This is a genomic window from Chitinophaga filiformis (genome assembly GCF_900102545.1).
GTDB classification, from domain to species: domain Bacteria; phylum Bacteroidota; class Bacteroidia; order Chitinophagales; family Chitinophagaceae; genus Chitinophaga; species Chitinophaga filiformis.
The window spans coordinates 1,160,725-1,183,811 of the sequence record NZ_FNBN01000002.1 but is presented as its reverse complement, the minus strand read 5'-3'; the positions used below and the strand labels follow the sequence as shown (position 1 = coordinate 1,183,811).

At 42.0% G+C, this 23,087-nt stretch carries 20 protein-coding genes; 9 read left to right on the top strand and 11 right to left on the bottom strand.

The features are described 5' to 3' along the window. The first annotated feature begins 30 nt into the window (after positions 1-30). Positions 31-309 carry an OsmC family protein gene (locus BLR32_RS11245; protein ID WP_089831627.1) on the top strand — a complete coding sequence of 93 codons (279 nt, stop codon included), beginning with the start codon at positions 31-33 and terminating at the stop codon, positions 307-309. Between the two features lie 70 nt (positions 310-379). Here BLR32_RS11245 and BLR32_RS11240 read toward each other — a convergent pair whose 3' ends face one another. The 3 genes from BLR32_RS11240 to BLR32_RS11230 form a co-directional block, all read right to left on the bottom strand. Beyond that, entirely contained in the window at positions 380-1,447 is a 1,068-nt protein-coding gene (locus tag BLR32_RS11240; protein ID WP_143011437.1) for a hypothetical protein, read from the bottom strand. A 42-nt stretch (positions 1,448-1,489) separates the two neighbouring features. Continuing rightward, a complete protein-coding gene (locus BLR32_RS11235; RefSeq protein ID WP_089831623.1) occupies positions 1,490-2,575 on the bottom strand; it encodes a helix-turn-helix domain-containing protein in 1,086 nt (361 codons plus the stop codon). Positions 2,576-2,765: 190 nt separating this feature from the next. Then, the gene (locus BLR32_RS11230) at positions 2,766-3,194 is read right to left on the bottom strand and encodes a cupin domain-containing protein (protein WP_089831621.1); all 429 of its coding nucleotides are present in this window, start codon (positions 3,192-3,194) and stop codon (positions 2,766-2,768) included. 562 nt (positions 3,195-3,756) lie between these two features. Between BLR32_RS11230 and BLR32_RS11225 the strand changes: the two genes are divergently transcribed. After that, positions 3,757-4,206 (top strand): SRPBCC family protein, encoded by a 450-nt coding sequence (locus tag BLR32_RS11225; protein ID WP_089831619.1) that lies wholly within the window; start codon positions 3,757-3,759, stop codon positions 4,204-4,206. A gap of 936 nt (positions 4,207-5,142) precedes the next feature. On the opposite strand, the gene BLR32_RS11215 is transcribed toward BLR32_RS11225, so the two are convergent. Beyond that, complete coding sequence (locus tag BLR32_RS11215; protein WP_089831615.1) at positions 5,143-6,726, bottom strand: MFS transporter; 1,584 nt, start codon at positions 6,724-6,726, stop codon at positions 5,143-5,145. 83 nt (positions 6,727-6,809) lie between these two features. Here BLR32_RS11215 and BLR32_RS11210 point away from each other — a divergent pair, with 83 nt between their 5' ends. After that, complete coding sequence (locus tag BLR32_RS11210) at positions 6,810-7,670, top strand: helix-turn-helix domain-containing protein (protein WP_089831614.1); 861 nt, start codon at positions 6,810-6,812, stop codon at positions 7,668-7,670. 15 nt (positions 7,671-7,685) lie between these two features. Here the strand turns inward: BLR32_RS11210 and BLR32_RS11205 are convergent, their stop codons facing one another. Both BLR32_RS11205 and BLR32_RS11200 read right to left on the bottom strand, forming a co-directional pair. Beyond that, the gene (locus BLR32_RS11205; protein ID WP_089831612.1) at positions 7,686-8,498 is read right to left on the bottom strand and encodes a helix-turn-helix domain-containing protein; all 813 of its coding nucleotides are present in this window, start codon (positions 8,496-8,498) and stop codon (positions 7,686-7,688) included. Between the two features lie 42 nt (positions 8,499-8,540). Beyond that, a complete protein-coding gene (locus tag BLR32_RS11200) occupies positions 8,541-9,512 on the bottom strand; it encodes an aldo/keto reductase (RefSeq protein WP_089831610.1) in 972 nt (323 codons plus the stop codon). 155 nt (positions 9,513-9,667) lie between these two features. Here BLR32_RS11200 and BLR32_RS11195 point away from each other — a divergent pair, with 155 nt between their 5' ends. From BLR32_RS11195 to BLR32_RS11170, 6 genes are all read left to right on the top strand, one after another. Continuing rightward, entirely contained in the window at positions 9,668-10,552 is an 885-nt protein-coding gene (locus tag BLR32_RS11195; protein ID WP_089831608.1) for a hypothetical protein, read from the top strand. A gap of 289 nt (positions 10,553-10,841) precedes the next feature. After that, a complete protein-coding gene (locus BLR32_RS11190) occupies positions 10,842-11,399 on the top strand; it encodes an RNA polymerase sigma factor (protein ID WP_089831607.1) in 558 nt (185 codons plus the stop codon). A gap of 151 nt (positions 11,400-11,550) precedes the next feature. Further along, positions 11,551-12,675, top strand: coding sequence for a FecR family protein (locus BLR32_RS11185; protein WP_143011436.1), 1,125 nt, complete (start codon positions 11,551-11,553; stop codon positions 12,673-12,675). 119 nt (positions 12,676-12,794) lie between these two features. Beyond that, on the top strand, positions 12,795-16,130 hold the full coding sequence (locus BLR32_RS11180; protein WP_089831604.1) for a SusC/RagA family TonB-linked outer membrane protein: 3,336 nt from the start codon (positions 12,795-12,797) through the stop codon (positions 16,128-16,130). A 23-nt stretch (positions 16,131-16,153) separates the two neighbouring features. Beyond that, complete coding sequence (locus tag BLR32_RS11175) at positions 16,154-17,584, top strand: RagB/SusD family nutrient uptake outer membrane protein (RefSeq protein WP_089831602.1); 1,431 nt, start codon at positions 16,154-16,156, stop codon at positions 17,582-17,584. Between the two features lie 9 nt (positions 17,585-17,593). Further along, on the top strand, positions 17,594-18,937 hold the full coding sequence (locus BLR32_RS11170) for a TlpA family protein disulfide reductase (RefSeq protein WP_176842237.1): 1,344 nt from the start codon (positions 17,594-17,596) through the stop codon (positions 18,935-18,937). A 58-nt stretch (positions 18,938-18,995) separates the two neighbouring features. On the opposite strand, the gene BLR32_RS11165 is transcribed toward BLR32_RS11170, so the two are convergent. From BLR32_RS11165 to BLR32_RS11145, 5 genes are all read right to left on the bottom strand, one after another. Next, on the bottom strand, positions 18,996-19,241 hold the full coding sequence (locus BLR32_RS11165; RefSeq protein ID WP_089831598.1) for a DUF6520 family protein: 246 nt from the start codon (positions 19,239-19,241) through the stop codon (positions 18,996-18,998). A gap of 70 nt (positions 19,242-19,311) precedes the next feature. Beyond that, a complete protein-coding gene (locus BLR32_RS34600) occupies positions 19,312-19,764 on the bottom strand; it encodes a MauE/DoxX family redox-associated membrane protein (RefSeq protein ID WP_089831596.1) in 453 nt (150 codons plus the stop codon). A gap of 11 nt (positions 19,765-19,775) precedes the next feature. Continuing rightward, positions 19,776-20,258, bottom strand: coding sequence for a TlpA family protein disulfide reductase (locus tag BLR32_RS11155; protein ID WP_089831594.1), 483 nt, complete (start codon positions 20,256-20,258; stop codon positions 19,776-19,778). A gap of 322 nt (positions 20,259-20,580) precedes the next feature. Next, complete coding sequence (locus BLR32_RS11150) at positions 20,581-20,907, bottom strand: helix-turn-helix domain-containing protein (RefSeq protein WP_089831592.1); 327 nt, start codon at positions 20,905-20,907, stop codon at positions 20,581-20,583. Between the two features lie 378 nt (positions 20,908-21,285). After that, on the bottom strand, positions 21,286-23,019 hold the full coding sequence (locus tag BLR32_RS11145) for a tetratricopeptide repeat protein (RefSeq protein ID WP_218124171.1): 1,734 nt from the start codon (positions 23,017-23,019) through the stop codon (positions 21,286-21,288). Between the last annotated feature and the right edge of the window lie 68 nt (positions 23,020-23,087).

The window sequence follows — 23,087 nt, the reverse complement described above, 5'->3', positions numbered from 1 at the left end:
ATATTTATTCAATGGCACATGTAAAAGGCTATGCGGCACACAGCGCTACTGAAGTACTTAACCATTGATGCCGAAGCCCGTAAGCAACAACTGGAAATTAACAATGCCCGCACAGAGATCACTGTTGAGATGTCGAATGATAAAACGCAGGTGGGTAAACTGGGCGTGAAAATAATCATGGATAATCACTTTACTGACGAACAAAAGGCAATCATAGAGAACGGCGCTAAATACAAATGTCATGTAGGCAACAGCCTTGATAAATGTATTGACAGGAGCTATGAGTTCGTGTACAATACAAAGAAATAGATGTTCTAACATTCTATGAAAGCTTCAAGCCAATGAACTTGAAGCTTTCTTTTCTCTCTTATGTCGCTATTTAAGGTTCCGGCAACTTCTCCAGCCTCATTTCCAGTAAATCAGTACCTATCCTTCCTACGAATGAATAATCTCCCTTTTTATCTGTCTTTTTCAAACTACCCGAGAAAGACGTGTTAAATGCCACCGGATAACGCCACTGTACATGCAGACTGTCTGTTGCCGGATTGTAATTGTATGTGCCGATATACCTGTTATTGTAACTATTAAATTCAAGCACAAAATCGTCATGCCAGTCCATATAGACAGTAGTAAGCACACTGTCTTTTGTACTATGAGCGGCTACCGGACTACCATTCATCATCAGGTGACTCACCCTGTACTTGCCGGTAAATTGTGGATGCTTATCCGGATAGGTATAAGTTGCCAATAACACCAGCGGTAGCAATATGATGGCCACACGTAATACGTATAGCTTGCGCTTATTAAAAGTAACTGTAGGCAGTGTTCTGAAAAAGAAATTCATGAGATAGCCGCGGTGCTGCATCAGGAGGTATATAACCCCAGCCATTAGAATGAGGGCATGTAGTAATACGCCAACAGGCAAATGATAGAAGAAATCTATCAGAATGATATTCAGCAAAATCGGAATCATACAGATCAACCCCAGTAAACGGGTTCGTTGCCATAACAGCAGATAAGCGCTCAGCATCTGTGAAATGGCAATGGTTACAGTAAAAGGGTAGGACCGTCTGAAATAAGCCCATGTAAGCGTTTCTCCGTCAAGGCTGTTAAAAGGAAGATCCAGTATGCCAAGAGGCACCACCATTTGCAGGTGGAAGATCTTTTGCCAGCCAAAGGAGGCTAGGTCAAGTGCCAGGGCATAGGCAATGAGGGATTGAAAGAAAATCAGTTTATCGAAGGTATTTCCCCCTTTCTTTTCCTGGCCTTGCCAGATGAAGGCGTACACTAAGCAAACCAGCAGGCACGACAAAGAAAGTGTCCAGATAGCCACCGGGGGTATCCATGTGTAAAAATATCGGTCCATGATCCGTCGAAGAACAGCGGCGACGATCAGTCCAGCCAAGAGGCAAGCGAGCAATTTCCGGGAAAATCTTACATGTTCCATAGCTACTTAAGTTTTCTGCAATAGTAGCCATGGACGAGTGTTTTACTGCCCCGTTGTATCCATCCGTACCAGTAATTCCCGGTATTCGCCGGGCGACATTCCCATTATCTTCTTAAAAGTGGTGTTAAATGTAGTCTTGGAGTTAAACCCGGCCTCAAACGCGATACCCAGCATACTCAGGTGCTGGTGCTTTTCAGAAGCCATTAGCTCCTTTACCCGGGCTACCCTGTACTGGTTGATGTATTGATAGAAATTCTGTCCGTAGCCCTTATTCAGCAGATAGGATAGTTCATGAACGGAAATATTCATTTTGCCGGCCAATTGTGGCAGATTAAGATCGCTATCAGTAAATAGCTGCTCCTGTGTCATTAATTGGTCCAGACGGGCCTTAAAATGGTGAATATCATCATCTGTCAACCGTGGATTAAGGCTTTTCTTTTCTATCACCTCCTGGATGGCAGCTTTCTCCGCTACAGCATATGGGAAAATTTCTCTCTGTCGTAGTGAGAAGAAGGCGATCACATATACAGCCAATAAATAACCTATGCCAGTAAAGCGCTCCAGATCAGCACTCATTCTGAAAACCTGGTTATACCAGAGCAACATCAGTACAGCGATCCCCAGCAACATATATTGTAACCATTTCAGATCTATTTTTTGCACTTCAGCGCTCACTTCCCGAATGGAACTGCTGTGTCTGCGCAATAGATGGAAAGACAATAGCCAGTAAATAAGCAGCTGTAACTTAACGCTGATGCCGACAAACATTCCTAAAAACCGGGGTAAATGCGGACCTCCCAAGAATAACAGGGGTAGAAATAATACGGCCGGTAGAAAATGCAGGTAGTCTGTCGGTTTCCAGTTGCGCCGGGCTGCAGTAAAATACAGTACCGCAAGATACAGTGTAGGTGCCATCAGCAAGCGGATGGATTCCGATAATGGCACAAGAAAAGGATAATGGATGTCCAGCCCTGTATGTTGCGCTATAAATGCCAGTACGGCACTTCCGGCGCAAAGGAAAAATCCACCCAGCCAGGCATTGGCAACCGGGTTAGCTCTCGGCGTATTGCTGAGATGGGCAAGGGCCAGTATGAACATTCCGCCGCAGGTAAGATAATAGCTTGTCATATAAAGGAGATGTATGAAATGGGAAATTCCATAAATGTCTCCTTATCTCTTTTGGGCACCTTCTCAACACCGGCGTAAATAGACGATCATACTATAAGCCTGGGTCCATCGAGGCAGATTTTACTAGCGGGTAATATGCTAAAATACAGGCAAGGCAGCCGCTATACATGTCTGCCTTGCCTGTAAGGTGTTACTTTTTAGCCTTCTCCGGAATGAGAACAGGACTTCCTGTAGATCCTACAAAGAAAACCACCAGTTTAGCTTCCTGGGTTGTACTCAGGTTCCTTGTCTGATTGTGAAGTCCGCCTGGTTCTTCCCAGAAAACATCCCCTTGTTTGTAGACATGTTTTTCCCCTTCAAAAGTCGACTCTATTGAGCCTTCCAGTACATATCCAACAGTAGCCATCGGATGTCTGTGAGCATTAGATACTTCACCTGGTGCAAATCTCACGAGTACTACCTGGGCTTCATCCTTTTTCAGATCGGCAGGGAGCTGTTTTGTGAAGAGCACTTTAGGCGGATATTTCGTTACTTCCTTACCATGATCCTGGTGTTGCGCTTTGGTACTGAATGTGAATGCAGTGAGTAACACTGTAAGACTTAAGACAAACTTTTTCATAATAATGAGTTTAATAAATTAGAGCCTTTCAAGGGCCTGTTTGTTGTGCTATCGATGATCATCAGCGAAACAAGTGGGTCATTAGTACCGCACAGAATATTCTGCTACGTTCGGGTCAAAACATATGCCTGAGTAAAAAGTTGATTGGGTAGGGTATAGGTTGTTTCCCTGAAAATAGCTACAGTAAACTGTTTTGAATCAATTAAGGTGATGTTGTGCTATGTTGTACAGCGCCTGTTACGCAGCTATTGCACAGGTGTTCGTCACTGTATATCGTAAAATCACGCGTCTTTTCACTGATAATCGTCAGCCAGTCGCGTACAGGCTCTTTTAAGGCTCAATTATTACAGCATCTGGTAATTGCAGGGCGTAAACTTCTTCCAGGTCGTAAATACCCCTATAATTTGTCTGATGTAGCCTCCATCCCAATTCAATCTTCTTAGCATCTTTGCTATGTCGAAATGAATAATAAACAAGCGGCATAAACGTAAGTGGAGCAGCGACCACTTAAAAAACGGGCGGAACCGAAAAGCCAGATGAGTAGGAACAAAAACATTATCTTATGTCTAACAATTCTGTTTCGCTCCACAGAGTACTTAAAACATCTCCCGAAAAAGTATACCGGGCATTTACTGACGCCACTGCCATCGCTTCCTGGTTACCTCCTTATGGATTTCTTTGTACCGTCCATGAAATGAATGTAACCGTAGGTGGCACTCATAAGATGTCATTCCGGAACTTTTCAACCGGCAATGGTCATTCATTTGGTGGCACATACCTTGAACTCAAACCAGGTGAGGTTATAAAATACACTGACAAATTTGATAATGCTAATCTGCCGGGAGAAATGACGACCACGGTATTACTCCGGAAAACTATCGCGGGTACAGAAATAAAGATTACACAGGAAGGCATTCCTGCCGTTATACCTGCAGAAATGTGTTATTTAGGCTGGCAGGAATCATTGGAGAAACTGGCGAAGTTAGTAGAGCCTGAGATCCCGGATGCTTGATTCCAGCGACTTTATTATATGCACAGGCCATCGGGAATACTATTGCTGATGGCCTATTTTAAAAATGCCACACCTATACCATTGACACCGCCAACCTGACCTGGTGTTTACTTTCCCCTCTACTTTTTCTGTCTACCCGGAGCCCAATTAAAAGTCCCAGACAGTAACAGCGCCCTTAACCCCATAGTCTCATCAACTACAACATCGGTTTCCTGCATTGTAAGGCTATTAATGGCCGATAAACGGGGCGTTGGTACCGTTGTGATCCCTATTCGTTATCTACTGTATTCCATATTTAAACTATGTTCTAGCCATATATAACCCATATATAACCCATATCTCTTAAATATGGGTTATATATGGGTCATATATGGCTTATATATGGGTTATATATGGGTTATCTCACCGAATGCACCAGGGTAGAAGCTTTACAAAGACTGTTTAAATACTTGATTGTGTACTGGTTTATGGAAGAGTAGTTTTTATAGTAGTATAATATATTATATTATACATATTGTCATTTTAAACATGTCTGTTTTGTGGGATTAGGGTCTATTTTGGACCAGGCGCCATCTTCCCTTATTGTACAGAAAACAGGCCTGTCAGCACAAAAAAAGGCCCCTGCCAGCGCAGGAGCCTTTATAGTATTTTGTCTTTTGCAGCCTTGTAAGGACGTATATCATCCTTTACACAGACAGTTTTTCGTTAGTAATCTGAAGCAGAAGTACTATTATCCGGCAACAGGAACTTACCTGCATGAGGAAGGTCTGCCCACTGATTATCCTTCCAGCGGTTGCCATTGGCTTTATAATCGGGGATAGACTGGCTGAAATTGTGATAGATCGCATTGGTATAGTATGGGTGTTGGTTATTTCGGATATAAATATCTACCGTATAAAACGGTTGGACACATCGTTTATTTATATCATAGCCCCATTATTTATCACCAGATAATTCTGCCACCTGTTGTATTGACAGTGCATCTGCGAACTGTTTCCTTCTTTTCTGCGGATTGAAGATCAGAAAACTGATCAACGCTAATACTGATACGCCCGTCCCTCCATACAAAAAGACCCTGCCGAAACCTTGTTGCAGCGCTTTACCAAACAAGTCCTGTTGATGCATCTCCGTTAGTGTTTCAATATTCAGGGCCTGTTCAACCTTCACACTTCCGGCAACAAGTTGTTTGGATAATGCAAATAGTTGGTCGGTACCTGCAAGTGGAAGTGCATCACTTAGATAAGAGAAAGTACCCTGTACCAACAGGAAACCCATCAGTGCAATGTTGATCGCTAATGTAATCAGCCGGCAGCTTACGTCGATACCGGAAGCCATACCGGCACGGTCGCCCGGAACGGCTCCTGTGGCGGTATTGGTGACAGGCGTATTGACGATACCAAGTCCGCTACCTGCAAGTATACAACCTGGTAAAAGGGCCAGCCAACCGGTGCCTGCTATACTGCTGCCTGCATACATGACAAAGAAACCGGTTCCGATCAGCAACAGTCCTCCGGGAATAACCCATCCGGCGCCATACCGCAACATAAGACGTTCTCCTATAGGCGGAAATAGCAATGTAGGCAGTGTATAGGCCAGCAGACACATGCCGGTGGTAAGTGTATCACAATGCAGGGCTACCTGGAAATAGAGTGGGAGAAAGACCATTAAGGGCCAGAAGGAGAAGTTCATCCCGATGCATCCCATAATGGCCCCGGTGAACTGTCGTACGCGGAATACCTTAAAGTCGATCATGGGATAGGGCTGACCTACCTCCGCCAATACAAACAGGATGATCAGTACCACGGCTGCCAAAAGCACAAGCAGGGAAGAGGTACTGGTGAACCCGTTTTCCGGTCCCTGTGTGATGTAATAGGTGAGTGCAAACACTGCTGCAGACAGTAACAGCATCCCTGTCACATCCAGCTTGCCGGCATTGGGGTCTTTGGATTCCTGTATAGACGGTATAATCAGCAGAATGGTACTCAGCGCCAGTGCTCCGTGGATCAGGAATACCCATCTCCAGTTGATCGTTTCGCTGATGATGCTGCCAATGATCGGTCCGAAGCCCAATCCGATGCCGGCAATAATTCCCCAGGCGGCAAATGCCTTACTTCTCTGCGGCCCCTCCGGGTACTGGTAGGAAAGCAGGGCAATGGTACAAATGAACATAGCGCCGCCAGTCATGCCCTGGAAGAAACGGCTTGCTATCAGTAGCTCCGTAGAGCCGGCAATACCACAAACGATGGAAGTGATACCAAAACCGATGACGTTAGCAATAAAGACCCGTTTACGCCCGAAACGGTCTGCAAGTGTACCTGTACCCATCAGCACCATGGTACAGGCAATGGTATAGGCATTCATAATCCACTGTAACTGGCTGAAATTACTACCTAGCGCTTTTTCGAGTGTGGGAAGAATAACCGGCACACTGGTGATCTCTAATCCGAACATAAGTGCCGCCAGGCAGATAGCTATCAGTGCACGTTTGTTCGTCAGTTGTCCTTTCGTTTGAGCTGTCATAGCATTCTTTTAAGACCACTAAAGTATACCGGTACTTGTCAAAAAATCAGTACAACTTTTATAAAAACAGGTACATTTACGGTATGGTAAGGTTAACGATGCATACACCGCTTGAGGTGGTCCTTAAGAAAATGGAAGCAGTAGCTCCGGTGGATTGTCAGAACAATTTCTTCCAGATCTGCATTGTAGTGAGTGGTCAGGGTTACCTGGGACTTGATTCTCACCGTACGGCATTCAAACCGGGTAGCGTGATACTGCTTACCCCGGATGACGTACATCATTTTGAGCTTGAACAGCCCACGGAATTCCTGATGGTGCGTTTCAGCAGTAGTTATATCAGGGCTTTCGAGTGGGGAAAGATGAACCAGATGGAATGTATTCTGTATTATGCCCGTCATTTTACCGGGTGTATTATGAGAACACCGGACGACAATGTACTTGTTAAATCTATTGTTACGTCATTGTTGCATACACTGGAACATCCAGATCTCTACCAGGAGGATGTGATAAAGCACTTCGTGAATGCCCTGATCGTTATTGCTGCCCGTAATATTGAAAAGGCGGGACCTCCGGCTGCTGCAGAGAACACGGATAAGAAGCTGCTTGATATTATTCATTATATCGAGGAGCATATCTTTGATCCTGCCAGATTAAAGGCGGCGGAGATTGGGAAGGCTTTCGGTGTTTCAGCCAGTTATATTGGTCAGTACTTCCAGCGGCGTTCGGGAGAGACGCTACAGCATTTTATCACGCAGTATAAGTTGCGTCTGATTGAGCACCGCTTAAAGTTCAGTGATATGCGTGTGAATGAAATTGCCCTGGAGTTTGGGTTTACGGATGAAAGTCATTTGAATAAGTATTTCAAAAAGCAGAAGGGAGTGGCATTGACAAAGTTCCGGAAGCAGTATACTTCTGTCGCTGTAAAAGCTGGTAGCGATAGCTAAGGGAACCTGATAGCCCTAAACAGCCCATTCAGTGGGAGCCTTCCCGAATTTCTTCTTAAAAGTATGTGAGAAATGGGAGAGGCTTTCAAATCCCAGGTCAAGATATATTGCAGAGGGCTTTTTGTTCTTTTTCTCTATAAGATGCCTGGCTTCTGTTAGTCTTCTTTCCAGTAACCACTGTCTGGGTGCCATGCCGAATATCTTCTGGAAATCACGTTTGAACCCTGCAAGACTTCTTCCGGTGAGTTGTGCAAATTTTTCAACTGGAATGTTGTAATGGAAATTGCTGAGCATGAATTTTTCCAGATCCATCTTATAAGGTTCTGAAAAGTCGAATAAGAAATGCTTCAGTTCAGGCATGGTGTTCAGAAGGAGATACACCGCCTCTTTTACTTTCAGCATACCCACTGCTTTTGTTACCTTATCGTTCGGGTGGCGGACATAGGGCATCAGGGATTGAAAGAAAGCAAGCAGGAAATCGTTTCCGGGAATGAGAATGGTAGGGGATCCTGTATATTTTTGTTCTGTTTCTATTTGCTCTTCCAGGGCGATCTTCCTGAGCAGGTTTTCTTCCAGGCGAATGACAATGGTTTGATAATCCTCATTCTCCAAAGGAGTCTTGGTAATCTCTCCCAGGAGATTTTTTTGTATCAGTAACATCTGGCCGCGCTCCATGGAGACCTTCTGGTTAGCGGTTTCCATTGTAAAACGGCCTGAAACCTGCAATACCAAAGTATTGTGTTCAAGGAAGGCTACTTTTTCCTTTCTCTTCGCGGAGAGATAAGAATAGAAGATGACACCCGGGAGTATTTCAGTTGGATTTGTCATTGTGCAAAGATATAAAAAGAGGAGGGGCTTATTGCAAGCCCACTACCTCTGTAGATATGTACCTCCAAGTATTGCACCTGGCGAGAAATGCGTATTCAGTGTATTCAGTTCGTCAGGAGTGAACTCAATCCCCATCGCCTGTACATTTTCTGTCAGCCTTGCTCTCCGGTTCATGCTTACCAATGGCATGATATGATCACCCTGTGCATTCACCCAGGCAATTGCCAGTTGTGTCGGTGTGTATCCTTTCTGCTTTGCCATTTGCTTTAGTACTTCGACCTTTTCCAGGTTCTTTTTCAGATTCTCTCCCTGGAAACGTGGGAAGTGATTTTGGTAGGCATTTGCCGGCAGAGGAGCTTTCATGTCACCGGTGAGCAGTCCTTCAGCCGTATTGGCAAATGCTACAACCCCTATACCCAGTTCTTTAGCCGTAGGAAGGAGGTCGCTTTCTATCTGGCGATCTGCCAATGAATAACCTATTTCCAATGCTGTTATCGGATGAACACTATTTGCCCTGCGTAGTTGATCTGCAGTGATTTCGGAAACGCCGATATGACGTACTTTTCCTTCTTTGATCAGGTCGGCGATAGTGCCAATCACGTCTTCTATCGGAACACTGTTGTCAAGTCTGCAGGGCTGATAAAGATCAATGGTATCTATGCCCAGGCGTATCAGGGAATAATTGATGAAGTTTTTGATGGCTATAGGGCGCAAGTCCAGGCCAATGAACTGCCCTCCGTATATGATCCCACCAAACTTGACACTAATGAAGGCATCGTCTCTTCTGCCTTTGATCGCTTTGCCCACAAGCAGTTCGTTGTGGCCGCTGGCATAGAAGTCGCCTGTATTCAGAAAGTTAATACCGCTGTCCAATGCTGCCTGGATGGTGGCAATGCTTTCAGTTTCATCAGTCCCGGGGTTTCCCCAGACAGGGGACATCCGCATACAGCCTAATCCGATTTTAGATACGAGTGGTCCGTTGTTGCCTAGTGGCATTTTTGCTATTGTTGTCATCGTTGCTAGTTTGTAGAGTATGATGCAAAGTTGAGCTTTTGTGGGGGATGGGCGTTTTCTTTAGTGGCTCAATTTACTTGTCTGGATGGCTCAGGGGAGAGGAGTATTCAGTTTATCGTTTTTTATCATAACTTCGCCTGCCTATATTCTATACTATGATGAAATTAATTCGTATCCCTATTGCATTGTTCTTTGTTTATGCATTATCTGGAATGTTTGTCTCCTGTAATACTTCCGGGGATGGTGTTACCCCGGCTGATTCAATTTACCAGCCAGGCCCAGGTTTAAGCGCAATCTATATCAATGGTAAAATATCCACGAAGATTGAATATCGTACCGACGGAAAAGTGGGTCGTATTTATGAATACGACATGTCTGATACGGCCAAAGTGAATCCTACATACAGGTTCGATTATGAGTATAATACTGACGGACAGGTTGGTAAAGAAATCAGATTCAGTCTCAGAAGCCAGTCAGTAATAAGTGAGGCAATTATTACCTATCAGGCTGATAGCATCTTTTCTGCCATAAAAAATGTCAGGACTAAAATGATGATTATTCGTCCTGATAAGGTTACTCGCACCGGAGATCCTGATACCGTTTACAATCAGAATAATTCCTCTACATTCAATTATTCTATTTATACGATGGAAGGAAATGATTTAAAGGAATTCTTCAATGAGGACTTCTTTGAAAATGAATACATGAAATGGGACTATCACTATAAGGAGAAATACACCTACGATACAACCTTGAATCCGTTGTGGCCTTTGATCAAGAATAATTATTTCATAGCAAGAACATTCCTTGAAACGCAGTATAAGGAGATGTATCCATTTGCATTCACTTTATCTAAACACAATCCGTTACAGATTGATATTGAAAATGCAAGCATCAATCTTTGGCTTCCTAAGGGCGTTACTTTTGAATATAAATTATTTGAAGGTACGCCTTATCCGGTTGAACAGAAATGGATTGACAGGAGTAATGGTAGTGTGTTTAAGACATATAAGTACGAGTATATCGGAGTGCCGGAGTAATATGTGCTCATGTGGAATTTGAAGAGGCGCTGCTATTCTTGCGAAGGATGGCAGCGCTTCTTTTTTTGTTTGAAGTGCAATGATATTAGTGACATCATACACTCCCTTGTTGTTAACGTGGCATTAACTCTTAATTACGGCTATTATTAGTACATTCATATTGGCTTTTCCCTTGATTTTACTGAATTTCAACCTGTGTCTATGCAATGATATGGCATTGCTTTTTCAATTGAGTTAAGCTGTAGTTAGATTTGATCACCCTATTGTAACTGGCTAATTAAGAGAACTGATGGGAGCTTTGGGAACGCTTACGGACAATGAACTCGTAACGCTGCTTGACAATGGTGAGGTGGCAGCACTGGAAGAAATATATCTTCGTTACTGGGGTTTACTATACCAGCATGCGCGAAAAATGTTGCATGATGATGCACTTGCGCAGGATATTGTGCAGGATCTGTTTACCGCTTTACTTACCGGCATGGGCAGGCTTAACGTGCATGCCCCTTTGGATTTATATCTGTATCGGGCAATAAGGAACCGCGTAATCGATAACTTTGACAGAAGCGTAAACCGTCAGAAGTATATTGATGCGGTGGGGAAGGTGTATAGGTGTGGCCGTTATGATACCGATGAAATGGTGCTGGCTAATGAAATGAAACATCGCATTGAACAGGCTGTAGCAGATATGCCTCCAAAGATGCGGGAGGTGTTTGAATTAAGCCGTGAGAGCTATATGTCCCGAAAGGAGATTGCTGATGCTATTAATGTATCGGAAGGAACTGTTAAAACCCAAATGACCAGAGCACTGAAGATCTTACGCTCTAAACTGACAGTATTGTTTGTATAACCCGGCACTTCTTTTATATCTATTCCTCCGTTTTTATTATAAGCCGAAAATTATTTAATAATTATTTCACATTGCTGTATCCCTTTTGCTTTTCTGAACCGTATGATATATAAAGGCAGTGTCATATACGCTGTTTAAAAAAGGTAATATCATGACGGAACAGGAGATAAAAGAATTGTTAGTAAAGTTCAAAGAAGGCCGGTGTAGCGCTGAAGAACAGGCATTGTTACAGGCTGCTTATAATGAATTGGAACGTAGCTTGCCTGTGCCTGACACTGATCCGGACTATGAAATAGTAAAGGACCTGATGTGGACGAAGGTGACGGAGAATGTGCCAGCCAGCCAGAAAGTAAAAAGACTAAGGTATTGGTCTGCAGTGGCGGCAGCCTGCATATTGTTAATAGGAGGTATTCTATATCTTCTGTCCGCAAATAAAGAAAGATCTAAAAGGGTGATGAGTGAACAAGTGGAGGATGCTCCCGCAGGAAGCAACAGGGCAACCCTGACGCTTGCAAACGGACAACAGATTGCATTAGACGCGGCGAAGGCGGGTGTTTTGGCACAGCAGGCTGGTGTTGCGATCTCTAAAAATGCGAATGGACAGTTGGTGTATGTTATTTCCGACAACAATGCTAAGATGGGTGTAGGGATGATGAACACCATTACGACACCTAATGGGGGACAGTTTGAAATTTATTTGCCTGATGGTAGTCGTGTGTTTCTGAATGCAGCCAGCAGTTTGAAGTTTCCGGTGCAATTCAAAGGATCCGAACGCCTGGTTGAACTTCGTGGAGAAGGATATTTTGAGATTAAGCAAAACCCTAATAAGCCCTTTATTGTCAGCTCCAATGGCCAGTCTGTGAAAGTACTGGGTACGCATTTTAATGTGGCCAGCTACACTGGCGAACCAACTGTGACTACGCTGGCGGAGGGTAGGATTGAAATATCGTCAGTTTCTTTCCCTCAAAAAACCATTTTAAAGCCGGGGGATCAATCAACAGCATTGTCTGACCGCTTTAGCATCAAGCAGGTTAACGCTGAGGATGCCATTGCCTGGAAGGATGGTTTATTTGTGTTTAATGACGCAGATTTGAAAGACGTATTACGGCAATTAGCCCGCTGGTATGACGTGAAGGTAGACTATACAGCCATCCCTGATATCAAATTTTATGGGGAGATACCCCGGAGGGTAAGCCTGCTTAAAGTACTGCAACAGATTGAAGCGGTAAGTGATGTAGCATTAAAACTGGAAGAAGGTAGAATTATGAAGAAATAAGTACCTGTGTTTTGATATAAGGCACAAAAAACCGGAAAGTGGTCGAGACCTTCCGGTAACGGTTCGTTCCTTATAAAAGTTAGTATCAACCATTATCAACAACCAACCAAATCAAAGTTATGAAATTATTGATTCATGTCAATGGCTTGCCGTTGCCTGACCCGTATGGCAAAAGGCGCAAACGCCAGACATTGCTAAAGTACGTGCTTGTCATGAAACTGTTCATTGCTATTTTAATTATCAGTTTGAATGTATCAGCTAGTGGATATTCACAGAAGGTAAGTCTTTCTGTGACGAATGCTTCTTTACAGGAGGTGATGAAGCAGATAAGGAAACAGACGGGGCATTATTTTATGTTTACGTCTGATATATTGAGGGATGCGAAGCCGGTAAGTGTGAGGGTGGAGAATGTTGAGTTAGAGGAGGCGTTGGAGGCGGTGTTTAAGGGGCAGCCGTTTAGTTATGTGGTGCAGGATGGGGCGATATTGGTTAAGAGTAAAGCAGTTCACAGTCTTTCGGAAAAGGTGGTGGAAGCAATTGAGAGTATTACGATTCGTGGGAAAGTAGTAGATCAGGACGGCCGTCCCTTAGCGGGTGCGTCTGTGAAGGCAGGAGAAAAGGTTACAATCACTAATGATAAAGGAGAATTTGAATTAGCAGATGTTGATGCGGGTACAACTGTTCAAGTATCTTACGTCGGTTATAGGGCTCTCTCCGTTAAGGCAGGATCAACATTCATGACTATCGGGCTTGAAAGCTCGACGTCTGATCTTAATGAGGTGGTGATTAACAAGGGATATTATACTACCACTAAAGAGTTAAATACCGGAAATGTTAGTATAATTCAGGCAAAAGATCTCGAAAAAAATCCTGTTAGTGATCCACTAATTGCTCTGGAAGGACAAGTGCCAGGGCTTTATATTTCGCAAAGTTCTGGTGTCGCAGGGGCGCAGGTGAATGTGAAATTAAGAGGGCAAAATAGTCTCAGACTAGATGCTAATAACCCACTTTATATCGTAAACGGTGTCCCTTATCCACATATTAGTTTTACAGGTGAAACAGTATTAGGAGGTGCTGCAGGAGACTTAAGTCCTTTTGCATACCTTTCATTGAATGATATTGACCGGATTGAGGTTTTAAAGGATGCCGATGCGACAGCAATATACGGTTCTCGCGGTGCAAACGGCGTGATTTTGATCACAACAAAAAAGGGACAACAAGGTAGGGGTAAAGTAACCATCGATGTGAACAGTGGAGTTGGAAAGGTGTCAAATAAGATAGATCTGATGAAGACACCTCAATATATTGCTATGAGAAGGCAGGCGTTGCTTAATGATGGCATAAGTGCACCGACTGAAACTGACTATGACCTAAACGGTAAATGGGGCGATCTAAACCAGTACACAGATTGGCAAAGAGTCTTAATTGGAAATACAGCAAACATTACAACTGGACGATTGAATATATCGGGAGGGAACGTGGGTACCCAGTTTATATTTGGCGGAACATATCGTAGAGAATCAACAGTTTTTCCCGGTGAATACCGTGATCAGAAAGCATCTGGATACTTGAATGTAAACCATGAGAGCGACAACAAAAAATTTCATACCAACATATCAATTAGTTATTTAAATGATAATAATCAGCTTCCTGCTGCTGATTTTACCAATGGCATTAATCTATCGCCTAATACTCCAAAATTATATAACTCTGACGGCTCTTTGAACTGGCAAAACTCTACCTGGGAAAATCCCCTTTGGGTTACCTCTCGAAAATCAACCACAGTTGCCGATAATCTCAATAGTGCAGCCATTTTGGGGTATGAAATACTAGATGGTTTGTCGATTAATGCAAGACTGGGATACATAGACATTAAATCAAATTCATCGACCATAACACCATTTTCAAATTATAATCCCGATGTGGTAGTAAGGCCTAGCCAACGGAGAAATTCTTTCGGTGGTACTAGGGTCAAAACATGGATAATTGAACCGTCTCTAAATTATGTTCGGGTATTCGGAAAGGGTAAACTAGAGGCCTTGATTGGTGGGACATTACAGCAAAATGACCAAAACTCCCTTTTTCAATCAGCATCTGGATTTTCATCGCCAGCTTTAGTTAATAATATACTTGCGGCTACAACAATTAGAACGTTAGCATATACAGAGACTCGCTATCGATATAATGCTGTTTATGCACGTATCGGATATGACTATCAGGGGCAATACTTAATAAATTTGACGGGACGACGGGATGCCAGCAGTAGGTTTGGACCCGGCAAGCAATTTGCTGACCTGGGTGCAATAGGTGTCGGATGGATTTTTAGTAAGCAAAGGTTATTTGCTGATCGAATACCATTTATTTCCTTTGGTAAAGTACGAGCGAGCTATGGAATAACTGGAAATGATCAGATATCAGACTATAGGTTTCTAAGTACATATTCGTCTAATGGTTTTGCTTATCAAGGAACGGCAGCTGTGATACCTACCTCTTTGACTAATCCCGACTATAGCTGGGAAACAGTTAAGAAATTGGAACTTGGATTGGAGTCCGGTTTTGTAAATAATAGGATTTTGCTGAATATAAGCTGGTATCAAAACCGCACAAGCAATCAATTGGTAGAGTATGGGTTACCTAATGTAACTGGATTCAATAGTGTTCAGGCTAATTTACCTGCCGTGATTCAAAACAGAGGAACTGAGTTTGACCTTAATACCAATAACATTCAGGCTAGAGATTTTAGCTGGACTACTTCGGTTAATTTGAGCATCCCGAGAAACAAGCTATTATCATATCCCAATCTTAAAAATTCAAGCTATTCTCAAAGTTATGTATTAGGACAGCCATTATCGTTGAGTTTCATGTACCACTATACAGGTGTGGACCCAATAACGAATATTTACAGTTTTGAAGATGTTGATAAGGATGGTCAGATCACATATGAATCTGATCGGAGTCCTGTATTTATTGGGCAACGCTACTTCGGAGGTGTGAATAATAGTTTTAGTTATAAGAGACTTCAATTGGAGTTTTTTGTTCAGTTTGTAAAACAAGTCGGGCATGCATTATTGACAGGTTCCGCACCTGGGATATTGAGTGATCAACCTAATCAGCTCAACTCAGTCTTACAAAATGAAAAGGTTTCGGCCGGCTATCAAAAATTCACTCAAAGTTATGATACTGATGCTGCGTTAGCATACACATTATATACTCAAAGTGATGCAACTATAGTTGATGCCTCTTTTATACGTTTAAAAAATGTTTCCTTATCGTGGAATCTACCTGAAAGATATAAGAATCTCCTAAAAATGCAAAGCGCAAAAATTTATTTGCAGGGGCAAAATTTATTTACCATCACCAGTTATAAAGGACTAGATCCTGAAGTTGCATCTTCGTCCTCTTTTGTCCTTCCGCCACTGAGAATACTTATTGCTGGTATTCAATTGACATTTTGATAAGATTAATTTAAATCCGAGTCATGAAACACTTTAAAGCTTTTATAGTCTGCATTATAGCATTTTTATTTAATATTGGATGCAGGAAGTTTGTAGAACTTGATCCACCGGCTACATTATTGGTTACGGAAAATGTTTTTCAACGGGATGAAACAGCGAATGCTGCTTTATCTGGTCTGTATACATCGATGGTTGAGCAAAATATGCCCCCTTTTCTTCTGGCTTTATATACGGGTCTTTATGGAGATGAATTAAATACAGTGTATGTTCCAAATAGACCAGTATACCAAAATGGATTGCGTGCATCAGACGCAGTAACAAATGAAATCTGGTCATCTGGCTATAAGTTTATTTATCAAGCAAATTCCATTTATGAGGGTTGCATGGCTTCGAAATCATTGAACAGCATGGTAAAAAAGCAAGTAATGGCTGAGGCAATATTTATCAGAGCCTTTTGGAATTTCTATTTAGTTAACCTTTATGGAGATATTCCATTGGTAACAACAACAAATTATTCCCATAATGAAACAATTTCAAGATCTCCAGTTTCTAAGGTGTATGATCGGATTATTTCAGACCTGGTCATCGCGCAATCAAGTTTAAATGAAAACTATGTTGGCGCAAACAGTATAAGTACAGTTAATGATCGTGTCCGACCTAATAAAGCCACTGCCACCGCACTTCTGGCTAGAACTTATTTATATGTTGGCAATTATACTGCTGCTGCGGAACAGGCCACATTACTTATTGAAAATAGCGATGTTTATTCTCTTGAACCATTAAATCAGGTTTTTTTAATAGCTAGTCGGGAGGCAATCTGGCAATTGGCGAAACCAACGCCAACTGGCAATATCAATACCTATGAAGGATCTTTTTTTATTTTGACAGGTGTTCCCCAGTTCGATCTTCGGCAGTCAACTACAGTCAGTTCCCAACTTGTTAATTCGTTTGATGCTGGAGACAAAAGAAAAGACCTTTGGATAGGGACGTACACAGATGCATCAATGACTCCTAGTAAAGATTATTACTTCCCTTATAAGTATAAGGTTGACAACTCCGCAGATGTGACCGAATATACTGTTGTTCTTCGTTTGGCTGAGCAATACTTAATCAGGGCTGAGGCAAGGGCTCAGCAAAATGACCTCAACGGTGCAATATCCGATTTAGATAAAATCCGGGAAAGGGCAGGAATTCCCCCGATAGCTTCAACAAACCCTACCATCAGTAAGGACAATCTTTTAATTGCGATTTTAAAGGAACGGCAAAGAGAACTATTCGCGGAATGGGGGCATCGTTTGCTGGATTTAAAACGCACAAAAACATTAGATGCTGTTATGACAGACGTTGCGCCTTCAAAAGGTGCGATATGGAATGCTACTAAACAATTGTGGCCTATACCACAAGCAGAAATTGGGAACGATCCTAATCTTACACAAAACACTGGCTATAATTAAGAGATGGTAATGAAACTAATTTTGCTGATCACATTTATGAGTGCACTCTATTTCAATGGCTCAGCTCAAATGAATGCGTATTACCCCCAAGCCGGTGATACGATACGAAACCATATGTTTACGGATATAGTGAACTATAACGGCAAATCTGCATCGATTTACGATTTTAGAGGTAAATGGTTAATATTGGACACCTGGACAACTTCTTGTACTGCATGTATTGCAAGCTTTCCCAAAATGGATTCATTAGACCGCGCTTTTAAAGAAAATGTTAAGATTATTATGGTTGGGGCTACTAAACCGTATGCTGGCAAATCCAACAAAGCAGATGAGAAAAGAATAAAAGACTTATACGCACACCTCGATAAGAAACATCATTTCCAAATAACAACAGCATTTGACAGTATCTTATACTTAAAATACGATATGTATGCTGTGCCTCAGATTCTGATCATTGATCCGCAAGGAATAGTTAAAGCGGTAACTACTACAATAACAGCCAGTCAACTTATTTCCCTGATTAAGGGCAATGATACATTTTTTGAGAAATATTATTCAAAAACAGAGTTTGAGAGAAAAAACAAATACAACAGAAATATTCCCTTTCTAACAAATGGCAACATGGCCAATGGTGGATATGATACCAGTTATTTATTTAGATCCCTATTAAAAGTAAGCGATAGTGAAACACCATACGGAAGAATAACAAGATTGTTTGGTCAAAGGGCTACAAAAATCGACAATGGTAGAATTGAATGCCTGAGATATACTCTGACATCACTTTATAGGGTTGCATATTTCGGAGTGGATGATTGGGATATATGGGATGAGGAAATCTATTCTAAATATAGCGGGGAGCTTATTCTGGATCTAAAAGACTCATCAGCTTTTGTTAACGCAAACAAGAAAACTTACGCATACAGCCTGACCGTTCCAAAGGAAAGGTCGACAGTAAGTTATCTGATGGCAGTTATGCAATCTGATCTTAAAAATTACTTTGGATTTAATGTTTCAGTAAAGAAGCAAGAGGTTCCGGTATACCTTCTTGAAATTGGGGATAGAAAAAAGTTTGATAACCTAATCGCGGAAAAGGGCAGCATCGATAGCATTAATTTTACGTATGATAATATGTTGTTGTCCAATAGGCCTATTGATGAACTTGTAAAACACCTTTCCTTTTTGCTAAAGTTGGATTTACCAATTTTTAACAATACGGGAATGAATGTAAATATTAACATTGATTTGAAAGCCAATATGGTTGATGAAAAGGATATTGAAAGACAGTTAGAGAAGTTTGGTTTAAGGATAGTGACAGGTACAAAGGAACTTGAGTCAATTAGGCTTTCTGATTGATAATAGTCATAGTGTGAATATGGCTAGCCAGCAATTCCAGCTAGCCATGTTTAACTAGTTATGAACTTTTTTTCAATTTAACCTGACAGTCATCAGCGTCAAACAGCTGTTTGCCGTTATCAGCAGTCTGTGTTCCCTTACAGTCAACCGTACCACCGTTACATACTGTTTCTGTTATGCTAGTACAAGTTGATCCATTCAAGTACCAGACTGTCGCTCTTTTAGAATTGTTGTCATTAGCGAAAGCAGCTGCACCCATAAAAAGTGCAATGGTCAAACCGATAAAAATTTTTGAACGATTCATGTTCTTTTGTTTTAATAGTGAAAAAATGTTTGTGCCTTTACATGTTAAGGTGAAATATTGCGCAAAGAGTTTAAAGGCTTGGTTTGAATGATTGTCTGGAGTTATCGCCGGTATTATTTACAATCTTTCGCTCTAGTAGTATTCCAACTAAGGCTAATAACGTAAAGAAAGTATTAAACCACAGATGTTGTTTCCAGGTGAGTTCTCTGATCAATGCTCCACAGGTACAAGGTTCGTAATCAACTGTCTTTAATAGAATTCCTACGTACAACGTAAATAGAAACATCAACGCTGCAGACGCATATAAAGCCAGAATTCTTGTTCGGTCAATTAGCAAAGTGACCGCGACGGTTAGTTCCAAAGCCGGTAAAGCGTAGGACAACAACCAAGAAAATTTTCCGATGTAGGCTGACCTTTTTAGATCGTATATATAGGTATTAAACGTGAATAGTTTGCTTAGTGCAGCGTAAACAAATAGGGCGAATAAGGTATAACAGATAATATTAACTGTGCGCTTTTTCATGGTTTGTTCAATTAGTGAATACTGGTGATTTTTTCGATCAGCAAGTTGATGTTCGGTTTTCCGTTAATAATACCTTGAAGTTGCTTTTCGGCATTGTACAGTGCTATTTGTGGTGTTCCATGTGATTTAAAGTATGTGGGCAAAAAATTCTTGTGATCCTGACCAACAGTAATGTTTGAATATTTAGACAATTTATAGTAATCGCGAAACAATGTAACCTGGGAAAGCTGTTCTGTACTGAGGAAGTAAAACTGAACATCTTTTAACTTGTTGATATTTTGAAGTAAGCTGTCGGTCGTCTGCTGACAACCGCTGCAATCAGCTTCGAAAAGGATCACGACGATGGTTTTTCCCGATGGTATGTCACTAGTTTTCAGAACCGTGGAGCTGTCTGCTAGTCGAAAGCTAAAGTCAGGCAATACGGCCATTGAATTTCTTTTACAGGCAAAAAGGGTTATCACCATCAACCATGATGCAAATGCGAACAATTTCATAAACTGAATACTATAAGTTAATAATTTGCTGGTCGGGCATCCTCCTCGTTGACCCTCTGAAGAATGCCCTCTAATGTCCCAGCAGTCGTCTCCCCGTCTTCCTTGGTTAAGAAAGATCTTAAGTGATAATTATGAAAAAGCAAAAATCCCCCTTTAGAAAGTCAGTTATTTTGATTCCGTGGCTATGGGTTACTTCGTAAATCGTGGTTAGCTCTTATTTCCATTGTAAAGCTAAACGGAGTTTTTGATCTAACAATCAAAAATCTGTTGTCAAATTATGACAAATACTGCATTTATGCAGCGCCGTCTTATTTGAAACCTTCTACAGTGTTACTTTTGACGGCGGGTAGCCAATTACCCTTTTAAATTTTCTTGAGAAGTTGGCTATGTCATGATAACCAAGTTCGCGGGCTACAGTTTTGATTTGTACACCTTCTTTTATGCGCTCTTTGGCATAAAGCATGGCTACTTCATGATGATGTTGTGAGGGCGTTTTACCAAACAGCTTTTTATACGCCCGCACAAATGTGCGGGGTGAAAGCCGATATTTGGAGATGATGGCCGTTGTGTCTAACTGTGCTGGTGCGCTCTCTGATATCTGATCGAATACCTCGTTCAGGATTTTGATTTCATACTCCGTAAAAGTCATCGGTTGCTTTTTTAACGGGTAGGTAATGTTGTGTTGTATACTGCCGTAATCCGTGGATTTGTTCGGCTGTTTAGTGAATAATTCCGATGCAGTAATATCTTTATCCGGGTGGGCCTACATGACAGGGATAGGTAACAGGTTGATAATGTAAAGTTGGAACTGTAGAACTGACCTGCTACCGCAGTCGCGAAAATAAATGATTTTTTGGATACTCAATTTTTATTTTAATGGATGGTGCTAAATCTGTTAAGTACAGGGTTTGGGAGATTTTTTATATCCTCGTGTTGACGTAATGGTGTTTGTACATGCATGTATTGAAAAAAGGTGCTCAAAGAGAACACCTTTTTTATTAAGCTATATTATTAGACTAAGTATTTACTACTCTATCACACTCGACGAAGATCCAATCTTCACATCCGCATATTGCCACGCTACATCAAAATCAGATTTAACCTTTCTTGCCTCATCACTTTTCTTCTGAAGCATTAACGAATTATACAACCCTATCAACCCCCAACCATTTTTCCGCCATGTTTGTAAATCCTGTCGATAAATGTTCTCAGCATCACTATACTTTCCAGCTTTGAGCAGTACCGCTCCCAAATGATGCCTAACCGAGAAGAACCAGTCAGGAGGCTCATTATAATTCAGGTTATCTTCAATAACAACCGCTTCTTTAAGCAACGAAACAGCCGTATCCAGCTGATTTCGCTTTGCCGCTATTTCTCCTGAGAGTACTTTCGCTGCAATTTGTGCAAGGTCTGCCGTAGTATTAATATTCCAGATAGTAATGTCTTGTAGTGTGGTATCGGTGGCTAATGCCCCCAGGCTGTTCATCTCCTTTTGAGCCTCAGGAATATTGTTCTTTCCCAAAAACGCCATTCCTCTTGCGTAATGCCAGATTGCCTGTGGATATACGAGATCTTTTGCCGGAGAGGGGAGGGAAAGAATAGTATCCCACTTAGCAAATTTTACAGCGATGTAATACGGGATGGTATAATAATGCTGCAATGTACCCCATCCAGGCAATCGCATGATATCTTCTGAGGTATGCTGTTGCAGTGTCTTTGCCGCCATCCAGGCTAATTCCGAATTGCCTTCAAGTGTAGCTGTCGCAGCCAGGAAATGGTAATTATGCGGATAATAGGCCAGCGGATAGGCCCCTTGCGCATGACATGCGGTAGAGTAACCACTATCAGCCTCCACAGCGCGAATATTGGAAATAGAACCTAAGTGATAGTCGCCGGTGTTAATATAAACATGTGAAGGCATATGCAACAGATGTCCTGCGGCGGGTACTAAGGTGTCCAGCAATTGTGCACTGGCCATTGCTTTTTCAGGAGTAGCAGAGGTCTCAAGTGCATGTATATAGAAATGATGTGCCCCGGGATGCACAGGATTGATTTTTATGAGGTGTTCCAGTACGGAGAGCAATTCCGGAGTCCAGGCACGCGGCTTTTTTGTTTTCTTGTCATACAAATCCCAGGGATGGATATCCATTAACGATTCTGCATAAAGCGCTCCGATGTCAGGATCGGTAGGATACTGCTCATATACCTTCTTCATGGCTGCTGCATAGGCAATATCCAAAGGGTTTCTATTAGCAGGAGGCACCTTTGCATACCGGGAAGTGAGTGCTTTAATCAACGCAATTTCTTTTGGTGTACTCTTTAGGGAAAGCGATTGTGCTTTGAGTGTGGCTTCGTAGGCACGTTGAAAGTTATCTTCTTCCATTCCTGCATTGTAATTAGGTCCCAGTACATAGGCATAGCCCCAATAAGCCATGGCACAGGTAGAATCTAAGCGGGTGGCTTCATAAAACGACCTCGCCGCTTCTGCATGGTTGAAGCCATAAGCCAGCATCATTCCCTGGTTGAAATATTCCTGTGCTTCCTGATTGGTCGTTGAAATCTTGAAATCAATTCCTTTCAATCCACTAAACCTGGGCGCTTTAGTACCTGATGTATACCAGTCTTTGTCCGTTATGCTGGAAGTGTAACAGGAAATAGTCTGCGACTTTTTATCAGACGACTGCTTTTCTTTTGTCTTAGTGCTGTTATTGCAGGCAAAGAAGAGTAAAGCTGAAATGAATGTTAGATAACGCTGTTTCATAAGCTTATTTGATTTATTGAACATTTCGTAGGTACCACGAAATGTTTGGGGTATTGGTGAAGAATTGG